Here is a 7,984-nt window from a genome sequence, read left to right as displayed (position 1 = left end):
TGGAACTGGCGCTCGACGATCGCGTGGTCGTCGGCGATCAGGTGGTCGATGTCACCGGGCTGGGTGGGATAGGACAGTGCCATGGGTGGGTCTCCTCACAGGGGACGGTGGGCCGGGCGTACCCCGGCCTGCTGCCGGACCTCGATCCGGGGCACCGGGAACCGGTGCCGGAAAGCAGCCCCGGAACGCGGTGCCGGGGCGTGCGGCAGGGCGGGCGGGCCAGGACGGGTGCCGGGCCCGCCCGGCCGGAGCGGTCAGGGCGTGGGCATCCCGCCGGTCGCGGCGAGGGTCTCCCCGCTGACGTAGCTGGACTCCTGGGAGGCCAGGAACACGTAGGCCGGGGCCATCTCCGCGGGCTGGCCCGGCCGGCCCAGCGGGGCCTCGGAGGCGCCGAACTCGGGCAGCTTCTCCGCAGGCTGTCCGCCCACGACCTGCAACGGGGTCCACACCGGACCCGGCGCCACGACGTTGACCCGGATGCCCTTGGGCGCCAGCTGGGCGGCCAGGGCCTTGCTGAAGCCGTTGATCGCGTACTTCGTGGAGGCGTAGTCCACCAGGATCGGGGCCGGCTGGTAACCCTGGATCGAGGAGGTGTTGATGATCGCCGAACCCGGCCCCAGGTGCGGCACGGCGGCCTTGCACAGCCAGAACATGGCGTAGACGTTGGTCTTGTAGGTCTCGTCGAACTGCTCGTCGGTCAGCTCCAGGATGTCCGGGCAGTACTGCTGCTTGCCGGCGATGTTGGCCAGGATGTCGATCCCGCCCAGCTCGGCCACCGCGGTGGCGATCAGCTGCTCGCAGTAGGCCTTGTCGGTGACGTCCCCGGGCACGGCCACGGCACGGCGCCCAGCGGCCTCGATGAGCTCCACGACCTCACGGGCATCCGGCTCCTCCTCGGGCAGGTAGGACAGCACCACGTCGGCGCCCTCCCGGGCGTAGGCGATCGCCGTGGCCCGGCCGATGCCGGAGTCCGCACCGGTCACCACGGCCTTACGGCCCGCCAGCCGCCCGGAACCGCGGTAGCTGGACTCCCCGGAATCGGGCTTCGGCGCCATCTCGCCCTGCAGGCCCGGCCCCTCCTGCTGCTGCTCGAAGCTCTCGTCAGGACCGGGATACTGCGTCGTGGGATCCTGCATCGTGTACTGGTCGGACATCGGGTGCCTCTCCGTCGGGTGGACCGTCAGCTTGCTTGTTACCCAATCTCCCAGCCGTCCGTGGAGGTGTCAATGAATCGGTGCTCTACGCGAACTGCGCTCTCGTGACTCGCCGGGCTCTGACTCCGCGCAGATCAGTCACAAAGCCGCAGGGCCTGCTGGCAACCACGTTCCTCGCGGGGCTGCCCGAGCCCTGGCCGGTTGATGTTCGATCGGTGAATGCGCCAACACGCTACCGAAAGAGCCTTGGAAAGCCCCGCGTCACTTCACCTTCGTGTCGTCGATGCTTGAGAGCGTCATCGTCGTCCTGGTGCTCACCACCATCGAAAGAGGAGCAGGGTGGGAGAACCTCAGTAGTAGGGTAGGTTCCATCATAGAAATCAGCAGGCTGTCGTTTCGGTTGGAGCAACGGCCTTGAGAGGGAGGTTCGATGAAGGCTCTGACATGGCAGGGAAAGCGCTCGGTGAGCGTGGAGGAGGTTCCGGATCCCAGGATCCAGGAGCCCACGGACGCGATCGTGCGGATCACCTCCTCCGCCATCTGTGGCTCGGACCTGCACCTGTACGAGGTGCTGGGCCCGTTCATGGACCGAGGTGACATTATTGGCCACGAGCCGATGGGCATCGTGGAGGAGGTCGGCTCGGCCGTCACGAACATCAAGGCTGGCGACCGGGTGGTGATCCCGTTCAACGTCTCCTGCGGGCACTGCTTCATGTGCCGGAAGGGCCTGCAGTCCCAGTGCGAGACCACCCAGGTCCGGGAGTACGGCAGCGGCGCAGTCTTCCTGGGCTATTCCCGCCTCTACGGCTCCGTGTCGGGTGGTCAGGCCGAGTATTTGCGGGTGCCGCACGCTGACTACGGGCCCATCAGAGTCCCCGACACCGGTGAGGACGAGCGGTACCTGTACCTCTCCGATGTGGTCCCGACGGCCTGGCAGGCCGTGCAGTACGCCGCGCCCCCGGAGGGTGGCTCACTGGCTGTGCTGGGTCTGGGTCCGATCGGGCAGATGTCGGCCCGGATCGGTCGGTACCTCGGCTACCGGGTGATTGCGGTGGACCCCGTGGCCGAGCGCCGGGCCATGGCTCAGCGCCATGGGATCGAGACACTGGACTCCTCTCACGATGTGGCAGAGCAGCTGAAGGACCTCACGGACGGGCGCGGACCGGACTCCGTGGTAGATGCCGTCGGGATGGAGGCCCACGGCTCCCCGGTGGCAGGTGTGGTCCACAAAGCGGTGGGGTTGCTGCCGTCCCCGCTGGGCCGGCAGGCGATGGAGACAGCCGGGGTGGACAAGCTCGACGCGCTCTACACCGCCATCGACGCTGTCCGGCGCGGAGGCACGATCTCGATCAGCGGCGTGTATGGCGGGACGAAGGACCCCCTGCCGCTGCTGACGATGTTCGACAAGCAGATCCAATTGCGGATGGGCCAGTGCAACGTGAAGTCCTGGATCGATGACCTGCTCCCGCTGGTCGACGACCCCTCGGACCCGCTGGGCGTCCTGGACCTGAAGACCCACACGGCGTCGTTGGATGAGGCGCCGCAGATGTATGAGATGTTTCAGAAGAAGCAGGACGGGTGCATCAAGGTGGTGCTCAAGCCGTAGTTCCGAACGGGTCGTCGGACCCTGGACCCTGTCCCTCGTGCGAGGAGCGGGATCCGAGGTGTTTTCGGCCCTGATCCATCGGTTCTGGGCGGTGGATCAGGGTTCATGCGTCGAAGTCGGTGCTGCGGCTGAGGGATTCCCAGGCGTCGACCTCGGTGCGCAGCGCGTCGAGTGCGGCGCGGAATCCGTCTGAGGCGTCGTTGCCGAGCAGCAGCATGTACGGGACCTCATCGGACTCGACGGCCGTGATGAGTGCGGCGGCGGCTTTCGTTGGATCGCCCTGCTGCGTGCCGTGCACCGTGTCGTGCTCCTTGCGGCGCTTTCCCGCGGTCTGCGCGTAGTCCGCGATCGGTTCCGCCGACTGTGTCAGGGAGCGGTCGGCGAAGTCCGTGCGGAACGCACCGGGCTCGACGACCATCACGTTGATCCCGAGCGGGGCGACCTCTTTGCGCAGCGACAGGGTCAGCGCCTCGATCGCGGCCTTGACGGCCGCGTAGTACCCGGAGCCCTCCGGGCAGATCCGCGCCCCGATCGAGGAGAGGTTCACGATCGTGCCGGAGCGGCGGGAGCGCATTCCCGGCAGCACCGCCTTGATCGTGCGCACCGTGCCGAACACGTGCGTGTCGAACAGCCGGTGGACAGGTCCGTCCTCGCCTTCTTCGACGGCGGCCCGGTAGCCGTAGCCTGCGTTGTTGACGAGGACGTCGACAACACCGAAGCGTGCCTCTGCTGCGCCTACGGCGGCGGTGACCTGCGCGTCGTCGGTGACGTCGAGCATGACGGCAATGGCGGTGTCGGGGTAGGCGTCAACGAGATCCTGGACCTTCGCCACGTCGCGGGCGGTGACGACTGCGTTGTCAACGTGGGCGAGGACGGCTTCGGCGAGTGCTCTGCCGAGTCCGGTCGAGCAGCCGGTGATGAGCCAGGTGGCCATGGACGTGCCTTCCGTCGGGGGAGTGCTGCGTGGGAACAGGCTAGAGGATCGGATGACGACTGTGCCGAGCCTCCAGCCCCTCACATCGCGGCCCGGGCGTTGCGGTATGGGTTCGTCAGGGGGTCTGTGGATCGTCGAAGCTGGCGTAGTAGGCCGCAGCCATGTCCTGGGTGCCGTGGCCCTGGGCGGCTGCGCGTTCCAGGCGTTGGGCGCTGGCGGCGGCCACGTCCAGGTGCACACCGTGCTGCTGTCCGGCTTCCACGATCAAGCGGGCGTCCTTGGCAGCGGTGTTCACTGCGAAACTGGCCGGTGACAAGCGGTCCTCCAGGATCAGGGCGGCCTTGGCGTGCAGATACCCCATGTCCAGCGGGCCGCCGGCGATGGCGTCGAAGAAGTCCTGTGGGTCCACGCCGAGGCCCTGGGCCAGGGCCATGGTCTCACCGGCGGCGTTGGTCACGGCGATCACCCAGCTGTTGGCCACGAGCTTGAGGCGGGTGGCGCTGCCGGAGGCGGCGTCGGCACCGGTCCACATCGTGCGCGCCCCGACGGCGTCGAAGACCGGTGCCACGGTCGCCCGGGCCTCGTGGGGGCCCGCGGCCAGCACGAGCAGCTGCCCGGTCTCGGCGGGCTGGCGGGTGCCCAGGACCGGGGCGTCGAAGAAGACCAGGTTGTGTCCGCGGGCGAAGCCAGCCAGTTCCTCGATGGCCTCGAGGGCCACGGTCGTGGACTGCACCCAGGCAGCACCAGCCCGCAGCCCGGGAGCGGCCTGGGCCATCACCTCGGCCACAGCAGCGCCGTCGTGGAGCATGGTAAGCACGACGTCGGCGCCGGCCACGGCCTCGGCGGGAGTCGCGGCGATGTGCACGCCCTCGCCGGCCAGGGGCTCGGCCCTGTCCCGGGTGCGGTTCCAAGCTCGGACGGTGTGTCCGGCCCGGGCCAGGTTGCCGGCCATCGCGGCTCCCATGATCCCGGTGCCCAGGACACTGACGGTGATTTTCTCGGTCATGGCCTCGACTGCCTCTCGCGGTGGTCCCATCGATGCTGCTCGCAGGCGGTGGTCGGTGCCGTACTGCGGGTGCGACCCGAACCAACTGAGCCGATGCTACGCCCGCACCATACTGGCGGCGCTGAGCGGTTCGCCTAACCGAGCTCGGCCGGCCTTCGAGCATCGGGCTGGCCCGGCACCGCAACGGAGATCGGGTCTGTGCGCGTTCCCGTTGATGGTGTTCTGCCATGCGCGCGTGGGCACCGCATTGCCGTGCACGAGCACGCGGGGCGGGGCTATTCAAGGCAGCGACCGTGTGGGCGGATGAGGGCTCATCGTGGTGCTGGGCCACCTCGTTGGGCGGACGTTTCAGGAGCGGCCAGGGCGCCGGCGCCCCCGACGCGGCGCTGCTGGCCCGGGCCACCGTGTGGGCCGGTTCCGCACCGGAGGCCGCCGGGGAGGTCTTCAACATCACCAACGGTGACCAGATCCGCTGGCGTCACCTGTGGCCGGTGTTCGCCCGCCACTTCGGGATGGACTACGCCGAACCGCAGCCCGTGCCCCTGGTCGAGGCCATGGCCCAGCACGAAGAGCTCTGGGGCCGCCTGGTTGAGCGTCACGGTCTGGTGCCCACCCCGTACCAGGACCTGGTCGGGTGGGCCTTCGGGGATTTCCTCTTCCGCTCCGAGTTCGACAACGTCTCCTCCACGATCAAGGCGAGGCAGGTCGGCTTCCCCGACTGCCTGGACACTGAGGACCGGTTCCTGGAACTGTTCGACCAGCTCGCGGCCAACAGGATCATTCCACCCCTGTCCTGACGTCGCACAGGATCTCTCGGCGCACCGGGCGAGCTGTCCCTCCCGCGCACACGGATCGACCCGACGAGGCCGGATGCCTCAGCCCCGCCGTGGACTGAAGAGGGCATCCTGTCGACGGCGGGGCTTCCTCGTGCTCAGGCCAGGCATCGCGCAGCACCGGCTGTTGGTCGCCATCGATCCATCTGCCGAGGACGTCGGTGGACTTGGCCTTGGGGGCTGCGCTGTGGAGCAGTGGGCAGTCTCGACAGCGAAGTGCTCAGGGTTGTGGCGTCGGTGGTGTTTTCTGCCGGGCGGCTCAGAACCCGGAGGGGTTGCGGGGGGTGTAGGCCTGTTCGAGGCGGCCGATCTCCTCCTCCGTGAGCTCCAGCTCCACGGCGGCCACGGCGTCGTCGATGTGGCGTTCCTTCGTGGCGCCCACGATCGGCGCCGTCACGGCGGGCCGGGCGGCGACCCACGCGAGGGCGACCTGGGCCATCGGCACCTCGCGTGCGCCGGCGATGGCCTCGACGGCCTCGACGATCGCCCGGTTCGCCTGCACGTCCTGCTGGTACAGGCCCTGGCCGAACGCGTCGGTGCTCTCCCGGTTCCCGGAGCCGGCGGAGCCCCACGGCCGCGCCAGCCTGCCGCGGGCGAGGGGGCTCCACGGCAGCACTCCCACCCCGGTCGCTTGGCAGAAGGGGTGCATCTCCCGTTCTTCCTCGCGCTCGAGCAGGTTGTACTGGTCCTGCATCGACACGAACTTCGTCCAGCCGTGCAGCTCGGCGGTGTGTTGCATCTGGGCGAACTGCCACGTCCACATGCTCGAGGCGCCGAGGTAGCGGGCCTTGCCGGCCTTCACGACATCGTGCAGGGCCTCCATCGTCTCCTCGACGGGGGTGACCGGGTCGAAGCGGTGGATCTGGTACAGGTCGACGTAGTCGGTCCCCAGACGGGTGAGCGAGGCGTCGATCTCGTGCATGATCGCCGCCCGGCTCAGTCCTGCGCCGTTGGCGGCGTTGCGCATCCGGCCGTGGACCTTGGTGGCGATCTGGAGCTCCTCCCGCGGGGCGATCTCCTTGAGCAGGGTGCCGGTGATCTCCTCGCTAGAACCGAGCGAGTACACGTTGGCGGTGTCGAACGTCGTGATGCCGGCCTCGTAGGCCCGGCGCACGAACGGCCGAGCCGCCTCGAGGCCCACGCTCCAGGGGTGGGTTCCCTTGGCGGGGTCGCCGTAGCTCATCATGCCGAGCACGACGGCACTCACCTCCAGGCCCGAGTTGCCCAGTCGGATGGTTCGCATGCTGTGTTCCTCTCGTTACGGCTGCCGGCGCAAGACCGCCCCTCTGGCGGTGCCGTGCGCGGCTGTTGCCCCAGCATGGCGGGTATCGGGCCAGATCGGGAGAGTGGGAACAGCTCAGGTATTCGAAGCCAGCATTGGCATCTACTTGTGGTGATCCCCTGATGGGGGGAGGACAAGGCGGGAGGACGCCTCGGCCTCCCCTCATTCCTGAATTCAGCTGAGGGCGGCCTTCAGTTCGCGTGCTGCCTGGGCGGGATCAGCTGCTCCATAGATCGCTCCGCCAGCGACGGCGACATCGGCGCCGGCCTGCCGTACGGAGGTGATCGTGGAGGCGTTGACTCCGCCGGCGACGGAAAAGGGCACACCGGCCTGCTCTCCTGCGGTCAGCAGAGCACTGAGGTCGTAGCCGGGCTGGGCCTGCTCGTCGAGGCCTGCGTGGAACTCGACGAACTGAGCGCCCAGCTCGCGTGCCTGCTTGGCGCGGGTGACCTTGTCGTCCACGCCGATGAGGTCCACGACCACACCCTTCCGGTGAGCTCGGGCAGCCTTGACTGCACCGGCGATGGTGGAGTCGTCGGCGACACCAAGCACCGTCACGAGGTCGGCGCCGGCCTTGAACGCCAGATCGGCCTCCAGTTCTCCCGCGTCCATGGTTTTCAGATCGGCGAAGACGACCTTGTCGGGGTGCGCGTTCTTGATAGCGGTCACGGCAGTCAGACCCGCGTTCTTGACCAGGGGCGTCCCTAGCTCCAGGATGTCCACGTGTTCAGCTACCTGCTCGGCCAGAGCAAGGGCTTCTTCCACGGTCAGTACGTCCATGGCGACCTGCAGTTTCATGATGCGTCTCCTTCTGTTGTCGGGTGAGTATTGAGGCGACCGAGTGCCGCCACGGTTGCTATTCGAGGTTGGCGTGGCGCTGCCACAACTGCTCAGCGGGGGTGCCGTCGACATCCCAGAGGCTTTGGAAGACCGCTTCGGTGGCCAGGAGCAGCACCTGCTCGAAGAGGCTGCCGGCGTACTGGCGCGAAACGGTGTCTCCGTGGTCCGTTTTCTGTGCTGCGGGCACGACCACAGTCGCGTCAGCGGCCGAGGCCAGCGCTGATCCGGCATCGGTGGTGTATACAGCGAGCCGGGCACCGGCCTGCGCCGCAGTATTTGCTGCCTTGACCACACCGGCGGTGGTGCCGGATCCGGAGGCCGCGAGCAAA

7 protein-coding genes and 1 pseudogene are annotated in these 7,984 nt (G+C 68.3%); 2 read left to right on the top strand and 6 right to left on the bottom strand.

Annotated features, from left to right (window positions below; genetic code table 11):
- Positions 1 to 254: 254 nt before the first annotated feature.
- Positions 255 to 1,154: an SDR family oxidoreductase gene (locus BJF77_RS18045; protein WP_075873036.1), complete on the bottom strand. Its 900-nt coding sequence runs from the start codon at positions 1,152 to 1,154 to the stop codon at positions 255 to 257.
- 430 nt (positions 1,155 to 1,584) lie between these two features.
- On the opposite strand from BJF77_RS18045, the gene BJF77_RS18040 reads away from it, so the two are divergent.
- Positions 1,585 to 2,760, top strand: a complete 1,176-nt coding sequence (locus BJF77_RS18040; RefSeq protein ID WP_075873035.1) for a zinc-dependent alcohol dehydrogenase — start codon at positions 1,585 to 1,587, stop codon at positions 2,758 to 2,760.
- A 103-nt stretch (positions 2,761 to 2,863) separates the two neighbouring features.
- Here BJF77_RS18040 and BJF77_RS18035 read toward each other — a convergent pair whose 3' ends face one another.
- Entirely contained in the window at positions 2,864 to 3,694 is an 831-nt protein-coding gene (locus tag BJF77_RS18035) for an oxidoreductase (RefSeq protein WP_075873034.1), read from the bottom strand.
- A 115-nt stretch (positions 3,695 to 3,809) separates the two neighbouring features.
- A complete protein-coding gene (locus BJF77_RS18030) occupies positions 3,810 to 4,700 on the bottom strand; it encodes an NAD(P)-dependent oxidoreductase (protein WP_075873033.1) in 891 nt (296 codons plus the stop codon).
- A 293-nt stretch (positions 4,701 to 4,993) separates the two neighbouring features.
- Between BJF77_RS18030 and BJF77_RS18025 the strand changes: the two genes are divergently transcribed.
- The gene (locus BJF77_RS18025; protein WP_255396360.1) at positions 4,994 to 5,497 is read left to right on the top strand and encodes a hypothetical protein; all 504 of its coding nucleotides are present in this window, start codon (positions 4,994 to 4,996) and stop codon (positions 5,495 to 5,497) included.
- Between the two features lie 295 nt (positions 5,498 to 5,792).
- On the opposite strand, the gene BJF77_RS18020 is transcribed toward BJF77_RS18025, so the two are convergent.
- The 3 genes and pseudogenes from BJF77_RS18020 to BJF77_RS18010 form a co-directional block, all read right to left on the bottom strand.
- Positions 5,793 to 6,776 (bottom strand): aldo/keto reductase, encoded by a 984-nt coding sequence (locus BJF77_RS18020; RefSeq protein ID WP_075873032.1) that lies wholly within the window; start codon positions 6,774 to 6,776, stop codon positions 5,793 to 5,795.
- A 213-nt stretch (positions 6,777 to 6,989) separates the two neighbouring features.
- Positions 6,990 to 7,613, bottom strand: coding sequence for a 3-hexulose-6-phosphate synthase (gene hxlA, locus BJF77_RS18015; RefSeq protein ID WP_075873031.1), 624 nt, complete (start codon positions 7,611 to 7,613; stop codon positions 6,990 to 6,992).
- 58 nt (positions 7,614 to 7,671) lie between these two features.
- Positions 7,672 to 7,984: pseudogene (locus BJF77_RS18010) on the bottom strand (6-phospho-3-hexuloisomerase); the annotation flags it as partial.

It is taken from the genome of Kocuria sp. CNJ-770, from assembly GCF_001942375.1.
GTDB lineage: Bacteria > Actinomycetota > Actinomycetes > Actinomycetales > Micrococcaceae > Kocuria > Kocuria oceani.
The sequence above is the reverse complement of the archived record's forward strand: the minus strand, read 5'-3'. Positions and strand labels throughout refer to the sequence as shown.

What these genes read in the sequence shown, in the direction of transcription:
- BJF77_RS18045 (WP_075873036.1), bottom strand. Translation starts at nt 1,154, where the DNA reads ATGTCCGACCAGTACACGATGCAGGATCCCACGACGCAGTATCCCGGT.
- BJF77_RS18020 (WP_075873032.1), bottom strand. Translation starts at nt 6,776, where the DNA reads ATGCGAACCATCCGACTGGGCAACTCGGGCCTGGAGGTGAGTGCCGTC.
- hxlA (WP_075873031.1), bottom strand. Translation starts at nt 7,613, where the DNA reads ATGAAACTGCAGGTCGCCATGGACGTACTGACCGTGGAAGAAGCCCTT.
- BJF77_RS18030 (WP_075873033.1), bottom strand. Translation starts at nt 4,700, where the DNA reads ATGACCGAGAAAATCACCGTCAGTGTCCTGGGCACCGGGATCATGGGA.
- BJF77_RS18035 (WP_075873034.1), bottom strand. Translation starts at nt 3,694, where the DNA reads ATGGCCACCTGGCTCATCACCGGCTGCTCGACCGGACTCGGCAGAGCA.
- BJF77_RS18040 (WP_075873035.1), top strand. Translation starts at nt 1,585, where the DNA reads ATGAAGGCTCTGACATGGCAGGGAAAGCGCTCGGTGAGCGTGGAGGAG.